Genomic DNA, 354 nt, shown 5'->3' with positions numbered 1-354 from the left:
CCGCTTGCAAGCGGCACAGGCAAGGGTGGAACCGAGGTGTAAGAGACCCCGAGGAACGCTGGTGACTTCGTTCCTGGTAAACCCCACCTGGAGCAAGACCTAATGGAACGCAGCCGATTCCTGGTAGGAAGAGGCAGCCTTCGCCTGAGGCGCGTTCGGGTTGGTCGCTGGAGCTGTGCAGCAATGTACGGCCTAGATAGATGATTGTCGCTCACAGTGGGAGGGTAGTTCCCGTCAGAACCACAAAGAGCACAGAACCCGGCTTACGGCAAACTTTCCTAAACTGGCAACACTTATACTTGGACAAACATACGTCATAAGCGGCGGCGCACCCGGGAAACCCGGAAGCGCCGC

1 other RNA gene is annotated in these 354 nt (G+C 57.6%); it reads left to right on the top strand.

Features of this window, described 5'->3' with window-relative positions:
• An RNA gene (rnpB, locus tag L691_RS31325) (RNase P RNA component class A) lies at positions 1-281 on the top strand; the annotation flags it as partial.
• Positions 282-354 lie beyond the last annotated feature (73 nt).

The sequence above is a fragment of the Paenibacillus zanthoxyli JH29 genome (assembly GCF_000520715.1).
GTDB classification, from domain to species: Bacteria; Bacillota; Bacilli; order Paenibacillales; family Paenibacillaceae; genus Paenibacillus_AQ; species Paenibacillus_AQ zanthoxyli.
The sequence above is the reverse complement of the archived record's forward strand: the minus strand, read 5'-3'. Positions and strand labels throughout refer to the sequence as shown.